Source organism: Micromonospora sp. S4605 (genome assembly GCF_003176715.1).
Lineage (GTDB): Bacteria > Actinomycetota > Actinomycetes > Mycobacteriales > Micromonosporaceae > Micromonospora > Micromonospora echinaurantiaca.
In genome coordinates this window covers 1-18217 of record NZ_QGSW01000399.1, presented here as the reverse complement: position 1 = coordinate 18217, position 18217 = coordinate 1, and the positions used below count along the sequence as shown (strand labels likewise).

The window sequence follows — 18217 nt, the reverse complement described above, 5'->3', positions numbered from 1 at the left end:
GTCGGGGCCTGGCTGTGGCGGGGATCAGCTGCGGCGGGGCGGGGCTGGGGCTCAGCCTGCTCGGGTTGGCGCTGGCGGTGCTGCTCTCGCTCAGCTGAGCGGCCGGGTGGCCGGCTGCCCGGGCCGGTGTCCAGCAGGTGGGACCGGTCGGCCGGGGCCGACGGGCCGCGCCGCCGAGAAGCCGGTACACTTGTGCCTGTAGGTGCCCATCACGGGCGGTCGGGTGCGATGGAGCGATCAACGGGCGGTCACACGTCCGGGCGAGCCACTCCGTTTTGACCTGCACGGCTGTGGTAGGTACTCTTTCCCCTTGTGCCCGGGCCAGCCCGGGCAACTCGTGCGTGCGCTGGTTCCGGTGAGCCGGGCAGCGGCCGACAGGCACGACAGAGCCAGAAGACCCGGCGCGCGGAGAGTCGTGCGCCGGCGACAGACCCCGGTACGTGCGCGAGCGTCCGCACCGGGACCGTGATCTGGGCGACACGCCCGACCGCGGGTGCCGGGACTCCGTGAGGGGGCCTGGTCGGAATGTAAGAGGGTCGATCACCAGATCGGCTACGGCAGACGGCGCGGCCGCACCACCTGCGGCCGAAGGGAGCGGAGAAACCCGGTGCCCACGATCCAGCAGCTGGTCCGAAAGGGCCGCCAGGCGAAGACGAGCAAGACCAAGACCCCGGCGCTGAAGGGTTCCCCTCAGCGGCGCGGCGTGTGCACCCGCGTGTACACCACCACCCCGAAGAAGCCGAACTCGGCGCTGCGCAAGGTCGCTCGTGTCAAGCTCAGCAGCCAGATCGAGGTGACCGCCTACATCCCGGGTGTCGGCCACAACCTGCAGGAGCACTCCATCGTGCTCGTCCGCGGCGGCCGGGTGAAGGACCTCCCCGGCGTGCGGTACAAGATCGTCCGCGGCTCGCTGGACACCCAGGGTGTCCGCAACCGCAAGCAGGCGCGCAGCCGTTACGGCGCGAAGAAGGAGAAGAGCTGACATGCCGCGTAAGGGACCCGCTCCGCGGCGGCCGCTGGTCGCTGACCCGGTGTACAACTCGCCGCTGGTCACCCAGTTGGTCAACAAGATCCTGCTGCGCGGCAAGCGCCAGCTCGCCGAGCGCATCGTGTACGCGGCCCTCGAGGGCTGCCGGGAGAAGTCCGGCACCGACCCGGTCGTCACCCTGAAGCGGGCGATGGACAACGTCAAGCCGACCCTCGAGGTGCGCAGCCGCCGGGTCGGTGGCGCCACCTACCAGGTGCCGGTCGAGGTCCGCCCGGCCCGGGCGACCACCCTGGGCCTGCGCTGGCTGGTCACCTACTCCCGCGCCCGGCGCGAGAAGACCATGGTCGAGCGGCTGATGAACGAGCTGCTGGACGCGAGCAACGGCCTCGGTGCCGCCGTCAAGCGGCGCGAGGACACGCACAAGATGGCCGAGTCCAACAAGGCCTTCGCGCACTACCGCTGGTAACACCCTGGTTCCGGCGCTCACGAGGCGCCGGAATCGCCACCAGTTGTGTCGAGACGACGATAAGTAGGGATTGAAGTGGCCGCCGCAGACGCGCTCGCCAACGTACGCAACATCGGCATCATGGCGCACATCGATGCCGGTAAGACCACTACCACCGAGCGGATCCTGTTCTACACCGGTATCACCTACAAGATCGGTGAGGTCCACGAGGGCGCTGCCGTCATGGACTGGATGGAGCAGGAGCAGGAGCGCGGTATCACCATCACTTCCGCCGCCACCAAGTGCGAGTGGAAGGGCCACACGATCCAGATCATCGACACGCCCGGCCACGTCGACTTCACGGTCGAGGTCGAGCGGTCGCTGCGGGTCCTGGACGGTGCGGTCGCCGTCTACGACGGTGTTGCCGGCGTGGAGCCCCAGACGGAGAACGTCTGGCGGCAGGCGGACAAGTACAACGTGCCCCGGATGTGCTTCGTCAACAAGCTCGACCGGACCGGCGCGGACTTCTTCCGCTGCGTGCAGATGATGATCGACCGGCTCAACGCGACTCCGCTGGTGCTGCAGGTGCCGATCGGCGCCGAGTCCGACTTCGTCGGTGTCGTGGACCTGGTTGGCATGCGTGCCCTCACCTGGCGCGGGGAGACCCAGAAGGGTGAGGACTACGCGGTCGAGGAGATCCCGGCCGAGCTGGCGGACATTGCCGCCGAGTGGCGCGAGAAGCTCCTGGAGACGCTGGCCGACGTCGACGACTCGGTGATGGAGAAGTACCTCGAGGGCGAGGAGATCTCCGTCGAGGACATCCAGGCCGGTATCCGCCGCGCCACCATCGCCGGCAAGGCCAACCCGGTGCTGTGCGGCACCGCGTTCAAGAACAAGGGCATCCAGCCCATGCTCGACGCGGTCGTCGCCTACCTGCCGTCGCCGCTGGACATCCCGGCGATCGAGGGCACCGCCACCGACGGCGAGACCCCGATGCAGCGGAAGCCGTCGACCTCGGAGCCGTTCTCGGGCCTGGCCTTCAAGATCCAGACCGACAAGCACCTCGGCAAGCTCACCTACGTCCGGGTCTACTCCGGCGTGGTCGAGTCCGGGTCCCAGGTGGTCAACTCCACCAAGGACCGCAAGGAGCGGATCGGCAAGATCTACCAGATGCACGCCAACAAGCGGGAGGAGCGCAGCTCCGCCAAGGCTGGCGACATCATCGCGGTGCAGGGTCTCAAGCAGACCACCACCGGCGACACCCTGTGCGACCCGGCGAACCCGGTCATCCTGGAGTCGATGACCTTCCCGGAGCCGGTCATCGAGGTCGCCATCGAGCCGAAGACCAAGGCTGACCAGGAGAAGCTCAGCACCGCCATCCAGCGGCTGGCCGAGGAGGACCCGACCTTCCGCGTCAAGCTGGACGAGGAGACCGGCCAGACGGTCATCTCCGGCATGGGCGAGCTGCACCTGGACATCCTGGTCGACCGGATGCGCCGCGAGTTCAACGTCGAGGCCAACATCGGTAAGCCGCAGGTGGCGTACCGCGAGACCATCCGCCGCACGGTGGAGAAGGTCGAGTACACCCACAAGAAGCAGACCGGTGGTTCCGGCCAGTACGCCCGGGTGATCATCAGCCTGGAGCCGCTGCCGCTGGACAACGACTCGCCGACCTACGAGTTCGCCAACGCCGTCACCGGTGGCCGGATCCCCCGGGAGTTCATCCCGTCGGTGGACGCCGGCGCCCAGGACGCCATGCAGTACGGCATCCTCGCCGGCTTCCCGCTGGTGGGTGTCAAGCTGACCCTGGTGGACGGCCAGTACCACGAGGTCGACTCGTCCGAGATGGCGTTCAAGATCGCCGGTTCGATGGCGCTGAAGGAGGCGGCCCGCAAGGCCGACCCGGCGCTGCTCGAGCCGATGATGGCCGTTGAGGTCACCACTCCGGAGGAGAACATGGGTGACGTCATCGGCGACCTCAACTCCCGCCGTGGCATCATCCAGGCGATGGAGGAGCGCGGCGGTGCCCGCGTCGTCCGCGCCCTGGTGCCGTTGTCGGAGATGTTCGGCTACGTCGGCGACCTGCGGTCGAAGACCCAGGGCCGGGCTAGCTACAGCATGCAGTTCGACTCCTACGCCGAGGTTCCGGCCTCGGTGGCCAAGGAGATCATCGCCAAGGCGACTGGTGAGTGACGCTCGCCTGAGCTGATCCGATGAGCCGGGTCTGGGTCGCGGGAGGGTTCTCCCGCCCGCGGCCACCTCGGTCGGAATGTGTGAATCCGGGCCTGTAGGCTTCATCGCCGCAGAACCCACAAAGGCTCTCCGGCCGTCAGGTCGGAAAGGCTGTCGACAGAGTCCTAAGCGCCGACCGGCGCACCGGGGCGAACGAACCAAGAAAGTCCACAGGAGGACACCAGTGGCGAAGGCGAAGTTCGAGCGGACTAAGCCGCACGTCAACATCGGCACCATTGGTCACATCGACCACGGTAAGACGACGCTGACGGCGGCCATCACCAAGGTCCTGCACGACCAGTACCCGGACCTGAACCCGTACACGCCGTTCGACGAGATCGACAAGGCGCCCGAGGAGAAGGCCCGCGGCATCACGATCTCGATCGCGCACGTCGAGTACCAGACCGAGGCGCGGCACTACGCGCACGTCGACTGCCCCGGTCACGCCGACTACATCAAGAACATGATCACCGGTGCCGCGCAGATGGACGGCGCGATCCTGGTGGTCGCGGCGACCGACGGCCCGATGCCGCAGACCCGCGAGCACGTGCTGCTGGCCCGCCAGGTCGGCGTGCCGTACATCGTCGTGGCGCTCAACAAGAGCGACATGGTCGACGACGAGGAGCTCCTGGAGCTCGTCGAGCTCGAGGTCCGCGAGCTGCTCTCGTCGCAGGAGTACCCGGGTGACGACCTGCCGGTCGTGCGGGTCTCGGCGCTGAAGGCCCTCGAGGGTGACCCCGAGTGGACCGGCAAGCTGATGGACCTGATGACCGCTGTCGACACCGCGATCCCGCAGCCGGAGCGCGAGACCGACAAGCCGTTCCTGATGCCGATCGAGGACGTCTTCACGATCACCGGTCGTGGCACCGTCGTCACCGGTCGCGCGGAGCGCGGCGTGCTCAAGCCGAACGAGGAGGTGGAGATCGTCGGCATCCGCGAGAAGTCGATCAAGACCACCTGCACCGGCATCGAGATGTTCCGCAAGCTGCTCGACGAGGCCCGCGCGGGTGAGAACGTCGGTCTGCTGCTGCGTGGCATCAAGCGCGAGGACGTCGAGCGCGGCATGGTCGTCATCAAGCCGGGCACCACGACCCCGCACACGGAGTTCGAGGCGACGGTCTACATCCTCTCCAAGGAGGAGGGCGGCCGGCACACCCCGTTCTTCCAGAACTACCGTCCGCAGTTCTACTTCCGGACCACGGACGTCACCGGTGTCGTCACGCTCCCCGAGGGCACCGAGATGGTCATGCCGGGTGACAACACCACCATGACGGTGAAGCTGATCCAGCCCATCGCCATGGAGGAGAACCTCAAGTTCGCGATCCGCGAGGGTGGCCGCACCGTCGGCGCCGGGTTCGTCACCAAGATCATCAAGTGAGCTGGGTAACCCCGATTAGACCCGCCGCCGGTCGTGCGGCATACTAGTCAGGTTGCGTAACGACAGTTCGTCGCTCGCGTTCGGCTTTCGCCGAACCTCCGGGCGGTAGGACAGTCGAGCGTAGGGTGGTTGGCGGCCAGTCCGCCAACCACCCTCGCGCGGCGTTCAGGTCGCGGTAGTGCGATCGGCGCCTTGACCCACCGCGCGGTCAGAATCGCTCCGGAGTCCCGGGGCGGAGCCTGGCCCGAGGGCGCGACACGCCCGACCGCGGGGGTCGGCGAAGTGGGCCTGTGCCAGCCGGTACAGGCGCCCGCAACACAGCGGCATCGAGAGAAGGAACAGAAGCCACCATGGCGGGACAGAAGATCCGCATCCGGCTCAAGGCCTATGACCACGAGGTCGTCGACTCCTCGGCTCGGAAGATCGTCGAGACGGTGACGCGCACCGGGGCGCAGGTCGCAGGCCCGGTGCCGCTGCCCACGGAGATCAACCGTTTCTGCGTTATCCGCTCGCCGCACAAGTACAAGGACTCGCGCGAGCACTTCGAGATGCGCACGCACAAGCGGCTGATCGACATCATCGACCCGACCCCGAAGACGGTCGACTCGCTCATGCGCCTCGACCTGCCGGCTGGCGTCGACATCGAGATCAAGCTGTAGGGACCGGACAAATGGACAGGCAAGTTAAGGGGATCCTGGGCGCGAAGCTCGGCATGACCCAGGTCTGGGACAACAACCGTGTTGTCCCGGTGACCGTGGTTCAGGCCGGCCCGTGCGTCATCAGCCAGGTTCGTGACGCCGACAAGGACGGTTACTCCGCGGTCCAGCTGGCGTACGGCACGATCGACCCGCGCAAGGTCAAGAAGCCGATCAGCGGGCACTACGCGAAGGCGGACGTGGCGCCGCGCCGGCACATCGTCGAGCTGCGCACCAGCGACGCCGCCGACTACTCGCTGGGCCAGGAGGTCACGGTCGAGCAGTTCCCGGCCGGCATGTCGGTCGACGTGACCGGCAAGACCAAGGGCAAGGGCTACGCCGGTCCGATGAAGCGGCACGGCTTCCACGGTCTGCGCGCCAGCCACGGTGTCGAGCGCAAGCACCGCTCGCCCGGCTCCATCGGCGCCTGCGCCACCCCGGGTCGCGTCTTCAAGGGCACCCGGATGGCCGGCCGGATGGGTGGCGTGCGCTACACCGTCCAGAACCTGACCGTCCAGGCGGTCGACACCGAGAACAACCTCCTGCTCGTCCGTGGCGCCATCCCCGGCCCCAAGGGCGCGCTGGTCCTGGTCCGCAGCGCGGCCAAGGCCAAGGCGAAGAAGGGCGGTGTGGCCAAGTGACCACCGTTGACGTCCTCACCGTCGAAGGCACCAAGAGCGGCTCGGTCGAGCTGCCCGCCGACATCTTCGACGCTCAGGCCAACGTCGCGCTGATGCACCAGGTCGTGGTGGCTCAGCTCGCGGCGGCCCGGCAGGGCACGCACAAGACCAAGACCCGCGGCGAGGTCGCCGGCGGCGGCAAGAAGCCGTACAAGCAGAAGGGCACCGGTCGCGCCCGGCAGGGCTCGATCCGCGCGCCGCAGTTCGCCGGCGGTGGCGTGGTGCACGGTCCCGTGCCGCGCGACTACAGCCAGCGGACCCCGAAGAAGATGAAGGCCGCCGCGCTGCGCGGCGCCCTCTCGGACCGGGCCCGCGCCGGGCAGGTACACGTCGTCGAGGCGTTCGTCTCGGGCGAGAAGCCGTCGACCAAGGCGGCCCTGGCCACGCTGGCCAAGCTGACCGACGCCCGCCGGGTGCTGGTCGTGCTGAGCAGCACCGACGAGCTGAACTGGGTGTCGCTGCGCAACGAGCCGCGGGTGCACCTGATCGAGGCCGGCCAGCTCAACACGTACGACGTGCTGGTGGCCGACGACGTGGTCTTCACCAAGGACGCCCTGGACGAGTTCCTCGGTGTTCCCGCCGAGACCACCGAGGAGGGTGGCAAGTGAGCACGATCGCCGACCCGCGCGACATCATCGTGGCGCCGGTCGTCTCGGAGAAGAGCTACAGCGAGCTGAACCGCAACTGGTACACCTTCCTGGTGCACCCGGACGCGAACAAGACGGAGATCAAGATCGCTATCCAGCAGATCTTCAACGTCCGTGTCCTGACGGTCAACACGCTCAACCGCGAGGGCAAGCGCAAGCGGACCCGCACCGGGTTCGGCCAGCGCAAGGCCACCAAGCGGGCGATGGTGAAGCTGGCTGACGGTGACCGTATCGAGGCCTTCGGCGGCCCGGTCAGCTGAGGGGTGTAGACAATGGCTATCCGTAAGTACAAGCCGACGACGCCGGGCCGGCGTGGCTCGAGCGTCGCCGACTTCGCCGAGATCACCCGGTCGACGCCCGAGAAGTCGCTGCTGGCTCCGCTGCCCAAGAAGGGCGGTCGCAACGCCCACGGCCGGATCACCACCCGGCACCACGGCGGCGGCCACAAGCGCCAGTACCGTCTGATCGACTTCAAGCGGGTCGACAAGGACGGCGTGCCGGCGAAGGTCGCGCACATCGAGTACGACCCGAACCGCACCGCGCGGATCGCGCTGCTGCACTACGCCGACGGCGAGAAGCGGTACATCATCGCGCCGAAGGACCTGAAGCAGGGCGACACCGTCGAGTCGGGTCCGGGCGCGGACATCAAGCCGGGCAACAACCTGCCGCTGCGCAACATCCCGGTCGGTACCACGATCCACAACGTGGAGCTCCGTCCCGGTGGTGGCGCCAAGCTGGCCCGCTCGGCCGGCGTCGGCATCCAGCTGCTCGGCCGCGAGGGCGCGTACGCGACCCTGCGCATGCCGTCCGGTGAGATCCGGCGGGTCGACGTCCGCTGCCGCGCGAGCGTCGGCGAGATCGGCAACGCCGACCAGTCGAACATCAACTGGGGTAAGGCCGGCCGGATGCGGTGGAAGGGCAAGCGCCCGACCGTCCGTGGTGTCGCGATGAACCCGGTCGACCACCCGCACGGTGGTGGTGAGGGTAAGACCTCCGGTGGTCGCCACCCGGTCAACCCGCAGGGTAAGCCCGAGGGCCGCACCCGTCGTAAGGGCCAGCCGAGTGACCGGCTGATCGTCCGCCGCCGCTACGCCACGCGTAAGCGCGGCTGAGGGAGATAAGACATGCCTCGCAGCCTGAAGAAGGGCCCGTTCGTCGACGACCACCTGCTCAAGAAGGTGGAGACGCAGAACGACAAGGGCTCGAAGAACGTCATCAAGACCTGGTCGCGGCGCTCGACGATCATCCCGGAGATGCTGGGTCACACGATCGCGGTGCACGACGGACGCAAGCACGTCCCGGTGTTCGTGACCGAGGCGATGGTCGGGCACAAGCTCGGCGAGTTCGCGCTGACCCGCACGTTCAAGGGTCACGAGAAGGACGACCGGAAGAGCCGTCGGCGCTGACGCCGCGGGCATACGGATAGAGGAACAAGGGGTTACAGCGATGCCAGGAAAGGGCGACGCTCCGGTGCTTCCGGGCGCGCGGGCGGTTGCGCGGCACGTGCGCATCTCGCCGATGAAGGCGCGCCGGGTGGTCAACCTCGTCCGCGGTTTGCCCGCGAAGGAGGCGCTCACGGTGCTGCAGTTCGCGCCGCAGGCCGCGAGCGAGCAGGTGTACAAGGTGCTCGCGAGCGCGATCGCCAACGCGGAGAACAACGAGCGGCTGGACCCCGACGCGCTGCTCGTCAGCGAGGCGTACGTGGACGAGGGCCCGACCATGAAGCGGTTCCAGCCGCGGGCGCAGGGCCGGGCGTACCGGATCCGGAAGCGCACCTGCCACATCACGGTGGCGGTCGAGGCCGTCGCGCCGGCCGCCCCGCGTAAGGCCGCGAAGAAGACGGCCCCGGCGAAGCAGGCCGCGCCGGCCGAGACGCAGAGCAACACGGAGGGCGCGGAGTAATGGGTCAGAAGGTTCACCCGCACGGGTTCCGGCTCGGTATCTCGACCGACTGGAAGTCCCGCTGGTTCGCGGACAAGCTCTACAAGGACTACATCGGCGAGGACGTCAAGATCCGCCGGATGATGTCCAAGGGCCTGGAGCGCGCCGGCATTTCCAAGGTCGACATCGAGCGCACCCGGGACCGGGTCCGGGTCGACATCCACACCGCCCGGCCGGGCATCGTCATCGGCCGTAAGGGTGCGGAGGCCGACCGGATCCGTGGCGAGCTGGAGAAGCTGACCGGCAAGCAGGTGCAGCTCAACATCATCGAGGTGAAGAGCCCCGAGTCGGACGCCCAGCTGGTCGCGCAGGGCGTGGCCGAGCAGCTGTCCAGCCGGGTCAGCTTCCGTCGGGCGATGCGCAAGGCCATGCAGTCGGCGATGAAGAACCCGGTCTGCAAGGGCATCCGGGTGCAGGTCTCGGGCCGTCTCGGCGGCGCCGAGATGAGCCGGACCGAGTTCTACCGCGAGGGCCGGGTCCCGCTGCACACGCTGCGGGCCAACATCGAGTACGGCTTCTTCGAGGCCCGTACCACCTTCGGCCGGATCGGCGTGAAGGTCTGGATCTACAAGGGCGACGCGGTGCCGGGTCGGGAGACCCCGGCCGAGGCTCCGTCGCGCCCGCGCCGTGAGCGCGGCGACCGCCCCGAGCGGCCGCGCCGTGGTCGGTCCGGCTCGTCCGGCACGACCGCCGGCGGCACCGAGGCCGGCCGGGCCGCCGCGACCACGCTCGCGCAGCAGGCCGAGACGCCGAGTGGTGACGCGGTGGACCCCGCCGCCGTCGCCGCCGCGGCAGAAACGCAGCAGGAGGGCTGACAGATGCTGATGCCGCGCAAGCCCCCGAAGGGCTTCCGCAAGCCGCACCACCCGGACCGCAGCGGCGCGTCCAAGGGCGGTAACCGGGTGGTGTTCGGCGAGTTCGGGATCCAGGCTCTCGAGCCGGCGTACGTGACGAACCGCCAGATCGAGTCGGCGCGTATCGCGATGACCCGCCACATCAAGCGTGGTGGCAAGGTCTGGATCACCATCTTCCCGGACCAGGCCCTCACCAAGAAGCCGGCGGAAACCCGGATGGGTTCCGGTAAGGGTTCGCCCGAGTGGTGGGTCGCCAACGTGAAGCCGGGGCGGGTGCTCTTCGAGATGTCCTTCCCCAACGAGCAGATCGCGCGAGAGGCGATGCGTCGCGCGATCCACAAGCTCCCGATGAAGTGCCGCATTGTGACGCGCGAAGTGGGTGAATCCTGATGGCAGCGGGCGTTAAGGCCTCCGAGCTGCGTGAGCTCTCCGAGGAGGAGCTGGTCACGCGGCTGCGCGAGGCCAAGGCGGAGCTGTTCAACCTCCGCGTGCAGGCCGCAACCGGGCAGCTGGACAACAACCGGCGGCTGCAGGTCATCCGTCGGGAGATCGCCCGGATCTACACGATCATGCGTGAGCGCGAGCTGGGGCTCTCGGCCGCGCCGACTGAGGTGACTGCATCATGAGCGAGAACACCACCGCCACCGCGCGGGCCCGCCGCAAGGTGCGTGAGGGCCTCGTGGTCAGCGACAAGATGGAAAAGACCGTCGTGGTCGAGGTCGAGGACCGGGTCAAGCACGCGCTGTACGGCAAGATCATGCGCCGGACCAGCAAGCTGAAGGTGCACGACGAGCAGAACTCGGCCGGCATCGGCGACCGGGTCCTGATCATGGAGACCCGGCCGCTCTCCGCGACCAAGCGGTGGCGGCTCGTGGAGATCCTCGAGAAGGCCAAGTAGCGAAGGCTCGAGCTCGGCCGGTCTCGGTCGGGCGCAGGTTCCGCCAGGCTCCGGCCGCCGCGGTGCGGCCGGAGAACCGGCAGACATAGGAGATAGACGTGATTCAGCAGGAGTCGCGACTGCGCGTCGCCGACAACACGGGTGCCCGGGAGATCCTGTGCATCCGGGTTCTCGGTGGCTCCGGTCGGCGCTACGCGAGCATCGGCGACGTCATCGTGGCCACCGTCAAGGACGCGATCCCGGGTGCCGGTGTGAAGAAGGGCGACGTCGTCAAGGCGGTCGTCGTTCGCACCGCCAAGGAGAAGCGGCGCCCGGACGGCTCGTACATCCGCTTCGACGAGAACGCCGCCGTCATCATCAAGGACGGCGGGGACCCGCGCGGCACCCGTATCTTCGGCCCGGTGGGCCGGGAGCTGCGGGACAAGCGGTTCATGAAGATCATTTCTCTCGCGCCGGAGGTGTTGTGACCGTGAAGGTCAAGAAGGGCGACACGGTCGTCGTCATCGCCGGCAAGGACAAGGGTGCCAAGGGCAAGGTCATCGCGGCCTACCCGCGGCAGGACAAGGTCCTGGTCGAGGGCGTGAACCGGGTCAAGAAGCACACCCGCATCAGCACCACCCAGCGTGGCGCCAAGACCGGTGGCATCGTCACCCAGGAGGCCCCGATCCACGTCTCGAACGTGCAGGTCCTGGACTCCGACGGGAAGCCGACCCGCGTCGGCTACCGGATCGACGACAACGGCCAGAAGGTCCGCATCGCGCGTAGCACCGGTAAGGACCTGTGATGAGCACGGCTACCGAAACCAAGACCATGCCGCGTCTCAAGGAGCGGTACCGCAACGAGATCGTGGCCCAGCTGCGGGAGCAGTACAACTACGGCAACCCGATGCAGGTGCCGCGGCTGGTCAAGATCGTCGTCAACATGGGTGTCGGCGAGGCTGCCCGGGACGCCAAGCTGATCGACGGCGCCGTCCGCGACCTGGCCACGATCACCGGTCAGAAGCCGCAGGTGCGGCGGGCGACCAAGTCCATCGCGCAGTTCAAGCTGCGTGAGGGCATGCCGATCGGCGCGAAGGTGACCCTGCGCGGCGACCGGATGTGGGAGTTCCTGGACCGGCTGCTGTCCATCGCGCTGCCGCGTATCCGTGACTTCCGCGGTCTGGACGGGCGCAAGCTCGACGGGCACGGCAACTACACGTTCGGTCTGACCGAGCAGTCGGTGTTCCACGAGATCGACCAGGACAAGATCGATCGGCAGCGGGGCATGGACATCACGGTGGTCACCACCGCCACGACCGACGACGAGGGCCGGGCGCTGCTCAAGCTCCTGGGCTTCCCGTTCAAGGAGAACTGAGATGGCCAAGAAGGCGCTGATCCTCAAGGCGGCCGCGAAGCCGAAGTTCTCGGTTCGCGCGTACACCCGCTGCCAGCGGTGCGGGCGTCCGAAGGCGGTCTACCGCAAGTTCGGTCTCTGCCGGGTGTGCATCCGGGAGATGGCCCACCGCGGTGAGCTGCCCGGCGTGTCCAAGGCTTCCTGGTAATAGCCCGGCGCGCTTCGCGCGTCAGCTGAACTGTCTCTTCGCCGTAGGCCCCGGGCCGTGCCCGGGGAACCCCGGCGAGAAAGGTTGACGAATTTCATGACGATGACCGACCCGATCGCAGACATGCTCACGCGTCTGCGTAACGCCAACCAGGCGTACCACGACCGGGTGACGATGCCGTACTCGAAGATCAAGGCGAACATCGCCGAGGTCCTGAAGTCCGAGGGCTACATCGCCACCTGGTCGGTCGAGGAGCCCGAGGAGGGCGCCGTCGGCAAGCGACTGGTCGTCGAGCTGAAGTACGGCCAGAACCGGGAGCGGAGCCTGGCCGGCATCAAGCGCGTGTCCAAGCCCGGTCTCCGGGTGTACGCCAAGTCGGACGGGCTCCCGCGGGTGCTCGGCGGGCTGGGCGTGGCGATCATTTCGACGTCCCAGGGGCTGCTCACCGACCGGCAGGCCCGCAAGCGGAGCGTTGGCGGGGAAGTCCTCGCCTTCGTCTGGTAACGGGAGACAGGTAGAAATGTCGCGTATTGGACGTAAGTCGATCCCGGTACCAGCCGGCGTCGACATCACCATCGACGGCCAGACCGTCAAGGTCAAGGGCCCGAAGGGCGAGCTGTCGCACACCCTGGCCGAGCCGATCACCATCGAGCGGGCCGAGGACGGGCAGCTGAACGTCAACCGCCCGAACGACGAGCGCAAGGCCAAGGAACTGCACGGCCTGAGCCGGACCCTGGTCGCCAACATGATCGTCGGCGTCACCGAGGGTTACCGTAAGAGCCTGGAGATCGCCGGCACCGGTTACCGGGTCACGGCCAAGGGCAAGGACCTCGAGTTCGCGCTCGGGTTCTCGCACCCGGTCACCGTGCCCGCGCCGGACGGCATCACCTTCACGGTGGAGAAGCCGACGCTGTTCCACGTGGCCGGCATCGACAAGCAGCTGGTCGGCGAGGTCGCCGCCAACATCCGGAAGATCCGTCCGCCGGAGCCCTACAAGGGCAAGGGTGTCAAGTACCAGGGCGAGGTCATCCGCCGCAAGGCTGGAAAGGCAGGTAAGAAGTGAGCGCCACGCTGCTCAAGCGCCGCCGCGGCGTTGCCGCCAAGCGCGCCGTCGGGCGTGCGCGTCGGCACTTCCGGGTCCGCAAGAACATCAGCGGCACCGCCGAGCGTCCCCGCCTCGTGGTCACCCGCTCGCTGCGGCACATCGTGGCCCAGATCGTCGACGACACCAAGGGTCACACCCTGGCGTCGGCCTCGACCCTGGACGCGTCGCTGCGCGGTGCGGAGGGCGACAAGAGCGCCCTGGCCGGCAAGGTCGGCGCCCTGCTCGCCGAGCGGGCCAAGGCCGCCGGTATCTCCAAGGTCGTCTTCGACCGCGGTGGCAACCGGTACGCGGGGCGGGTCGCCGCGCTGGCCGATGCCGCCCGCGAAGCCGGGCTCGAGTTCTAACAACCCCGTCACGAGAGAGAAGGAAGGCTGCTGATGCCAGGTCAACAGCGCCGTGGCGGCGGGTCCGGTGGCAACGAGGGTGGTCGCCGCGACAACCGCCGTGAGGGCGGCCGCGGAAACGCGCCCGTCGAGAAGACCCCGCACCTCGAGCGGGTCGTCGCGATCAACCGCGTCGCCAAGGTCGTGAAGGGTGGTCGTCGCTTCAGCTTCACCGCCCTGGTGATCGTGGGCGACGGCGACGGCACGGTCGGCGTGGGCTACGGAAAGGCCAAGGAGGTGCCCGCGGCGATCGCCAAGGGTGTCGAGGAGGCCAAGAAGCACTTCTTCAAGGTGCCGCGGATCGGTCAGTCGATCCCGCACCCGGTCCAGGGCGAGGACGCCGCCGGCGTCGTGCTGCTCAAGCCGGCCTCCGCCGGTACCGGTGTCATCGCCGGTGGTCCGGTGCGTGCCGTGCTGGAGTGCGCGGGCATCCACGACGTGCTCTCCAAGAGCCTCGGGTCGTCCAACCCGATCAACATCGTGCACGCCACCGTGGCGGCGCTGAAGGGGCTGGAGTCCCCCGAGGCGGTCGCGCAGCGTCGTGGCCTGCCGGTGGAGGACGTCGCGCCGGCCGCCATGCTGGCGTCGCGGGCGGGGGTGGCTTCCTGATGGCACGTCTCAAGGTCACCCAGGTCCGGTCCGGGATCGGGACCAAGCAGAACCAGCGTGACTCGCTGCGTTCGCTCGGTCTCAAGCGGATCAACGACGTGGTGGTCAAGGAGGACCGGCCCGAGATCCGCGGCATGATCTTCACTGTGAACCACCTCGTGAAGGTCGAGGAGGTCGAGTAATGACGATCAAGGTCCACCACCTGCGCCCGGCGCCGGGGGCCAAGACCGCGAAGACCCGCGTGGGTCGCGGTGAGGGCTCCAAGGGCAAGACCGCCGGTCGCGGTACCAAGGGTTCGAAGGCCCGCAAGAACATCTCGGCGGCGTTCGAGGGTGGGCAGATGCCCATCCACATGCGCCTGCCGAAGATGAAGGGCTTCAAGAACAAGTTCAAGGTGGTCTTCCAGGTGGTCAACCTGGACCGGCTCGCCGAGCTGTTCCCGAACGGTGGCCAGGTCGGCCCGCTGGAGCTGGTCGAGGCCGGCGCGGTCCGCAAGGGCCAGCCGGTCAAGGTGCTCGGCACGGGCGACCTCGGTGGCGTGGCTCTCCAGGTGTCGGCGCACGCGTTCAGTGCGTCGGCCAAGGAGAAGATCACCGCTGCCGGCGGCTCGGTCACCGAGCTGTAAGGACTGCATGACCCGTGGCGCCCGTCCAGTTGCCCGCAACTGGCGGGCGCCACGGTCTACCTGGGCCGTGTGCGCCGGGTAACATCAAACTCGGTTTATGTAGCCGGGCACATCTGCCCGGACCGGGATCGGGCTGTTAGAGTCCCTTCCCAGCTATGGATATCGGGCACTCGCCCGGCACCCACCCCGACCCGCCAGGGATCACCGGCGGCCCGCCTCGCGCAGGAGGAAGAAGTTGCTGTCCGCCTTTCTCAGTGCGTTCCGTACGCCTGACCTGCGCAAGAAGCTGCTGTTCACAGTAGGCATCATCGCGATCTACCGGCTCGGCGCCACGCTGCCCAGCCCGGGCGTGTCCTACGGCAACGTGCAGAAGTGCCTCGACACCATCCAGGGCGACAGCACGGGCGTGCTGAGCCTGCTCAACCTCTTCTCCGGCGGCGCGCTGCTGCAGCTCTCGGTCTTCGCGCTGGGCATCATGCCCTACATCACCGCGTCGATCATCCTGCAGCTGCTCACCGTCGTGATTCCGCGCCTGGAGCAGCTCCGCAAGGAGGGCCAGGCCGGCCAGGCGAAGATCACCCAGTACACCCGTTACCTGACCCTGGGCCTCGGTGTCCTGCAGGCCTCGGCGTTCGTGGCGCTGGCCCGCTCCGGTCAGCTGTTCAACAACCAGTGCGACCAGTTCCCGATCATCCCCGAGGGCACCGGCATCCCGGACTGGCTGACGCTGTCCATCCTGGTGATGACGATGACCGCCGGCACCGGCGTGGTGATGTGGCTCGGTGAGCTGATCACCGACCGGGGCGTCGGCAACGGCATGTCCGTGCTGATCTTTACCTCGATCGCAGCTCGGCTGCCCAGCGAGGGTTGGAACATCAAGATCACCAAGGGCTGGGGGATGTTCAGCCTGGTGCTGCTCCTGGTTCTGGTGGTCATCACCGCGGTCACCTTCATCGAGCAGGCGCAGCGCCGGATCCCGGTGCAGTACGCCAAGCGGATGATCGGCCGGCGGATGTACGGCGGCACCTCGACCTACATCCCGCTGAAGGTCAACCAGGCGGGTGTCATCCCGGTCATCTTCGGTTCGTCGCTGCTCTACCTGCCGCAGCTGGCGCTCCAGTTCTTCGACCAGACCAACCCGGGCAAGACCCAGGCGTGGATCCAGAACAACCTGGTCGACCCGACCAGCCCGATCTACATCACGGTCTACTTCCTGCTGATCATCTTCTTCACGTACTTCTACGTCTCGATCACGTTCAACCCGACCGAGGTCGCGGACAACATGAAGAAGTACGGCGGCTTCGTGCCGGGCATCCGCCCCGGCAAGCCGACCGCCGACTACCTCGACTTCATCCTCAGCCGGATCACCCTGCCGGGCGCGTTCTACCTGGCCCTCATCTCGGTCCTCCCGAACTTCTTCTTCATCTGGCTGGACAGCCAGCAGTACATGAACTTCCCGTTCGGGGGCGTGGCCGTGCTCATCATGGTCGGCGTCGGTCTGGAGACCGTGAAGCAGATCGAGAGCCAACTGATGCAGCGGAACTACGAAGGGTTCCTGCGGTAGATGAGACTCGTTCTGGTTGGCCCGCCGGGTGCGGGCAAGGGCACGCAGGCCGAGTTCATCGCCGCGCACCTCTCGGTGCCGAAGATCTCGACCGGGGACATCTTCCGGGCCAACGTGTCCCAGGGGACCCCACTCGGCGTCGAGGCGAAGCGCTACATGGACGCCGGCAAGCTGGTGCCGGACGAGGTGACCATCAACATGGTCCGGGACCGGCTCGCCGAGCCGGACGCCAGCGAGGGCTTCCTGCTCGACGGGTTCCCCCGGACGACGCCGCAGGCCGCCGCGCTCGACAAGCTCCTCGCCGACCTGGGCACCGCGCTCGACCTGGTGCTGGAACTGGTCGTCGACGACGACGAGGTGATCCGCCGGCTCTCCGGTCGGCGGACCTGCCGGGGCTGCGGCAAGATCTGGCACGTCGAGTTCGACCCGACCACCCGGGACGGCATCTGCGACCGCTGCGGCGCCGAGCTGTTCCAGCGCGACGACGACAAGCCGGAGACCATCGCGGCCCGGCTGCGGGAGTACGCGGAGAAGACCGCACCGCTGGTCGACTACTACGGCGCCCAGGGCAAGCTGGTGGGCATCGACGCCACCGGGCCGGTGGAGGACGTCACCGTCCGGGCCATCGACGCCCTGCGCTCGTACGGCGGCTGACGTCCCGGCCACGGCGGATAGAGTGCGAACAGCGGGGTACGCCCGGCGTGCCCCGCTGTTCGGCAACGAAAGGTAACGGCTCCATGCGTCGTCCCCAGCTGGACATCCAGCTGAAGACCCCCGACCAGATCGAGAAGATGCGTGCCGCCGGTCTGGTGGTCGCCGAGGCGCTGCGCCGGATGCGTGAGGCGGTCGCCCCCGGGGTCAGCACCGCCGACCTGGACGCCATCGCCGAGTCGACCATCCGCGAGGCCGGCGCCGTCCCCTCGTTCAAGGGCTACCACGGCTTCCCCGCCTCCATCTGCTCCTCGGTCAACGAGCAGGTGGTGCACGCTATCCCGGCGTCCGAGCAGGTGCTCCGCGAGGGCGACCTGATTTCGATCGACTGCGGCGCGGTGCTGAACGGCTGGCACGGCGACGCCGCCATCACGGTCGGCGTGGGCGAGGTCGACCCGGCCCTGCTGAAGATGGCAACGGTGGCCGAGGACGCCATGTGGGCCGGGATCGCCGCGGCGGCGCGGGGAGCGGCCAGCGGCAAGGGCCGACTCACCGACATCTCGCACGCGGTGGAGGACGCGGTCCGCCGGGGCGGCCGGTACGGCATCGTCGACGGCTACGGCGGGCACGGCATCGGCACCGAGATGCACCAGGACCCGCACGTGCTCAACCACGGCCGGCCGGGCAAGGGCCCGCGCCTGGTGCCTGGCATGGCGCTGGCGATCGAGCCGATGATCACGATGGGTTCGCCGCGCACCGTCGAACTGGCCGACGGCTGGACGGTGGTGACCCGGGACGGGTCGATCGCGGCGCACGTCGAGCACACGATGGCGCTGCTGCCCGACGGGGTCTGGGTGCTGACCGCCGAGGACGGCGGCCGCGCCCGCCTCGGCGAGCTGGTCACCGCCCGCCAACCGGCCCCGACCCCCTGACCCAGCCCCGCCCACCGGTCAGGCGGCCGTCCCAGCGGGCTGCCGCACCC

28 protein-coding genes are annotated in these 18217 nt (G+C 68.2%); all 28 read left to right on the top strand.

The annotated features are described in order from the left end of the window. The first annotated feature begins 607 nt into the window (after nt 1–607). The 28 genes from rpsL (at nt 608) to map (ending at nt 18167) form a co-directional block, all read left to right on the top strand. Nucleotides 608–982, top strand: coding sequence for a 30S ribosomal protein S12 (rpsL, locus tag DLJ47_RS32055; protein WP_014440718.1), 375 nt, complete (start codon nt 608–610; stop codon nt 980–982). Between the two features lies 1 nt (nt 983). Next, entirely contained in the window at nt 984–1454 is a 471-nt protein-coding gene (gene rpsG, locus DLJ47_RS32050; RefSeq protein ID WP_046567226.1) for a 30S ribosomal protein S7, read from the top strand. A gap of 75 nt (nt 1455–1529) precedes the next feature. Next, a complete protein-coding gene (gene fusA / locus DLJ47_RS32045; protein WP_109905674.1) occupies nt 1530–3626 on the top strand; it encodes an elongation factor G in 2097 nt (698 codons plus the stop codon). Nucleotides 3627–3849: 223 nt separating this feature from the next. After that, the gene (gene tuf, locus DLJ47_RS32040; protein WP_088997372.1) at nt 3850–5043 is read left to right on the top strand and encodes an elongation factor Tu; all 1194 of its coding nucleotides are present in this window, start codon (nt 3850–3852) and stop codon (nt 5041–5043) included. Nucleotides 5044–5393: 350 nt separating this feature from the next. Further along, complete coding sequence (gene rpsJ / locus DLJ47_RS32035) at nt 5394–5702, top strand: 30S ribosomal protein S10 (RefSeq protein WP_007073037.1); 309 nt, start codon at nt 5394–5396, stop codon at nt 5700–5702. An 11-nt stretch (nt 5703–5713) separates the two neighbouring features. Continuing rightward, the gene (gene rplC / locus DLJ47_RS32030) at nt 5714–6379 is read left to right on the top strand and encodes a 50S ribosomal protein L3 (protein ID WP_109905672.1); all 666 of its coding nucleotides are present in this window, start codon (nt 5714–5716) and stop codon (nt 6377–6379) included. Then, entirely contained in the window at nt 6376–7026 is a 651-nt protein-coding gene (gene rplD, locus DLJ47_RS32025) for a 50S ribosomal protein L4 (RefSeq protein WP_109905670.1), read from the top strand. Before rplC ends, rplD begins: the two co-directional genes overlap by 4 nt. Continuing rightward, the gene (rplW, locus tag DLJ47_RS32020; protein WP_088997375.1) at nt 7023–7325 is read left to right on the top strand and encodes a 50S ribosomal protein L23; all 303 of its coding nucleotides are present in this window, start codon (nt 7023–7025) and stop codon (nt 7323–7325) included. The genes rplD and rplW overlap by 4 nt, the downstream gene beginning before the upstream one ends. 12 nt (nt 7326–7337) lie before the next feature. Next, on the top strand, nt 7338–8177 hold the full coding sequence (gene rplB, locus DLJ47_RS32015; protein ID WP_088997376.1) for a 50S ribosomal protein L2: 840 nt from the start codon (nt 7338–7340) through the stop codon (nt 8175–8177). A gap of 12 nt (nt 8178–8189) precedes the next feature. After that, nucleotides 8190–8471: a 30S ribosomal protein S19 gene (gene rpsS, locus DLJ47_RS32010; RefSeq protein WP_007073032.1), complete on the top strand. Its 282-nt coding sequence runs from the start codon at nt 8190–8192 to the stop codon at nt 8469–8471. 40 nt (nt 8472–8511) lie between these two features. Beyond that, the gene (gene rplV / locus DLJ47_RS32005; protein ID WP_088997377.1) at nt 8512–8967 is read left to right on the top strand and encodes a 50S ribosomal protein L22; all 456 of its coding nucleotides are present in this window, start codon (nt 8512–8514) and stop codon (nt 8965–8967) included. Next, nucleotides 8967–9821, top strand: a complete 855-nt coding sequence (rpsC, locus tag DLJ47_RS32000; RefSeq protein WP_088997378.1) for a 30S ribosomal protein S3 — start codon at nt 8967–8969, stop codon at nt 9819–9821. Before rplV ends, rpsC begins: the two co-directional genes overlap by 1 nt. Nucleotides 9822–9824: 3 nt before the next feature. Continuing rightward, nucleotides 9825–10250: a 50S ribosomal protein L16 gene (gene rplP / locus DLJ47_RS31995; RefSeq protein ID WP_007465292.1), complete on the top strand. Its 426-nt coding sequence runs from the start codon at nt 9825–9827 to the stop codon at nt 10248–10250. After that, nucleotides 10250–10486 carry a 50S ribosomal protein L29 gene (rpmC, locus tag DLJ47_RS31990; protein ID WP_109905669.1) on the top strand — a complete coding sequence of 79 codons (237 nt, stop codon included), beginning with the start codon at nt 10250–10252 and terminating at the stop codon, nt 10484–10486. Before rplP ends, rpmC begins: the two co-directional genes overlap by 1 nt. Then, nucleotides 10483–10758, top strand: a complete 276-nt coding sequence (gene rpsQ, locus DLJ47_RS31985) for a 30S ribosomal protein S17 (protein WP_088991889.1) — start codon at nt 10483–10485, stop codon at nt 10756–10758. The genes rpmC and rpsQ overlap by 4 nt, the downstream gene beginning before the upstream one ends. A gap of 98 nt (nt 10759–10856) precedes the next feature. After that, nucleotides 10857–11225 (top strand): 50S ribosomal protein L14, encoded by a 369-nt coding sequence (gene rplN, locus DLJ47_RS31980; RefSeq protein WP_007073026.1) that lies wholly within the window; start codon nt 10857–10859, stop codon nt 11223–11225. After that, nucleotides 11222–11542 carry a 50S ribosomal protein L24 gene (gene rplX, locus DLJ47_RS31975; protein ID WP_007465276.1) on the top strand — a complete coding sequence of 107 codons (321 nt, stop codon included), beginning with the start codon at nt 11222–11224 and terminating at the stop codon, nt 11540–11542. The genes rplN and rplX overlap by 4 nt, the downstream gene beginning before the upstream one ends. Further along, nucleotides 11542–12111, top strand: a complete 570-nt coding sequence (rplE, locus tag DLJ47_RS31970; RefSeq protein WP_088997379.1) for a 50S ribosomal protein L5 — start codon at nt 11542–11544, stop codon at nt 12109–12111. The genes rplX and rplE overlap by 1 nt, the downstream gene beginning before the upstream one ends. Nucleotide 12112: 1 nt before the next feature. Next, a complete protein-coding gene (locus DLJ47_RS31965) occupies nt 12113–12298 on the top strand; it encodes a type Z 30S ribosomal protein S14 (protein ID WP_007073023.1) in 186 nt (61 codons plus the stop codon). 96 nt (nt 12299–12394) lie between these two features. Next, the gene (gene rpsH / locus DLJ47_RS31960; protein WP_018784557.1) at nt 12395–12802 is read left to right on the top strand and encodes a 30S ribosomal protein S8; all 408 of its coding nucleotides are present in this window, start codon (nt 12395–12397) and stop codon (nt 12800–12802) included. Between the two features lie 16 nt (nt 12803–12818). Then, complete coding sequence (gene rplF, locus DLJ47_RS31955) at nt 12819–13361, top strand: 50S ribosomal protein L6 (protein ID WP_109905667.1); 543 nt, start codon at nt 12819–12821, stop codon at nt 13359–13361. Then, complete coding sequence (rplR, locus tag DLJ47_RS31950; RefSeq protein WP_073834923.1) at nt 13358–13747, top strand: 50S ribosomal protein L18; 390 nt, start codon at nt 13358–13360, stop codon at nt 13745–13747. Before rplF ends, rplR begins: the two co-directional genes overlap by 4 nt. Before the next feature lie 33 nt (nt 13748–13780). Continuing rightward, nucleotides 13781–14395 carry a 30S ribosomal protein S5 gene (gene rpsE / locus DLJ47_RS31945; RefSeq protein ID WP_088997381.1) on the top strand — a complete coding sequence of 205 codons (615 nt, stop codon included), beginning with the start codon at nt 13781–13783 and terminating at the stop codon, nt 14393–14395. Continuing rightward, complete coding sequence (gene rpmD, locus DLJ47_RS31940) at nt 14395–14577, top strand: 50S ribosomal protein L30 (RefSeq protein WP_074314584.1); 183 nt, start codon at nt 14395–14397, stop codon at nt 14575–14577. Before rpsE ends, rpmD begins: the two co-directional genes overlap by 1 nt. Beyond that, entirely contained in the window at nt 14577–15020 is a 444-nt protein-coding gene (gene rplO, locus DLJ47_RS31935) for a 50S ribosomal protein L15 (protein ID WP_088991891.1), read from the top strand. Before rpmD ends, rplO begins: the two co-directional genes overlap by 1 nt. 235 nt (nt 15021–15255) lie before the next feature. Continuing rightward, nucleotides 15256–16584 carry a preprotein translocase subunit SecY gene (gene secY, locus DLJ47_RS31930; protein WP_109905665.1) on the top strand — a complete coding sequence of 443 codons (1329 nt, stop codon included), beginning with the start codon at nt 15256–15258 and terminating at the stop codon, nt 16582–16584. Next, complete coding sequence (locus tag DLJ47_RS31925; protein WP_109905663.1) at nt 16585–17238, top strand: adenylate kinase; 654 nt, start codon at nt 16585–16587, stop codon at nt 17236–17238. Between the two features lie 83 nt (nt 17239–17321). Next, nucleotides 17322–18167 (top strand): type I methionyl aminopeptidase, encoded by an 846-nt coding sequence (gene map / locus DLJ47_RS31920; RefSeq protein WP_109905661.1) that lies wholly within the window; start codon nt 17322–17324, stop codon nt 18165–18167. Nucleotides 18168–18217: the final 50 nt, after the last annotated feature.